Genomic DNA, 1,036 nt, shown 5'->3' on the forward strand with positions numbered 1-1,036 from the left:
CGGCGACCAGTTCGCGGTGATGCTCGAGACGGCGCCCGGTACCGACGGCGTCGCGGTCATCGCCCAGAGCATCATCCAGTGCTTCGACGAGCCGATCCGGCTGTCCAGCGGTGAGCAGGTGCTCCTCGGGGTGAGCGTGGGCATCAGCATCTTCCCGGACGACCGGGTGGACGACGCCGGTACGCTCATCAGCAACGCCGATGCGGCCCTGCACCAGGCCAAGAACGAGGGGCGTCAGACCTACCGCTTCTACGCGGCACACCTGACCCGGAGCGCCCAGCGCCGGCTCGGCCTGCGCAGCGAGCTGCGCCGGGCCATCGACGAGCACGAGCTCGTTCTCCACTACCAGCCCATCGCCCGGGCGCGGGACGGTCGGGTGGTGGGCGCGGAGGCGCTGGTGCGATGGCATCATCCCAACGAGGGCCTGCTCGGGCCGGAGCAGTTCATACCGCTCGCGGAGGAGGCGGGACTGATCGAGTCGCTGGGCGACTGGGTACTCGACCACGCCTGCGGCCAGGCTGCGCGCTGGAACAGCGAGGGCCCGGCGCCGTTGTGGGTGTCGGTGAACCTTTCCGCCCATCAGGTTCACGCCAGCGGTATCGAACGTCGGGTGGGCGCCGCGCTCGCCGCATCGGGGCTGCCGCCGGACCGGCTGCACCTGGAGATCACCGAGACGGTACTGATGGGGTCGGGGGATGCGGTGAGCGCCACGCTCCAGCGGCTCAAGCGCCTGGGCGTTCACCTCTCACTGGACGACTTCGGTACCGGCTACTCGTCGCTCGCCTATCTCAAGCGCTTCGCCGTGGATACGCTCAAGGTCGACCGCGCCTTCGTTCAGGATCTGGAGCGCGATGACGACGATGCGCAGATCGTTTCGACGATCGCGGCCATGGCCCATAATCTCGGTCTGGAGGTAATCGCCGAGGGCGTGGAGACGCCCGGTCAGGCGGAGCACCTGTGCCGCCTGGGCTGCGATTACCTCCAGGGGTTCCTGCTTGCGAGACCGGCGCCCGCGGACGTGTTCGCGCAACGGCTG

General features: G+C 69.0%; 1 protein-coding gene. It reads left to right on the plus strand.

The window, feature by feature from the left end:
- Positions 1-1,036 (plus strand): bifunctional diguanylate cyclase/phosphodiesterase (locus tag G7A99_RS20820; protein WP_163143798.1); only part of this gene is annotated, 1,036 nt, incomplete at both ends.

It is taken from the genome of Arhodomonas sp. KWT (assembly GCF_010993615.1).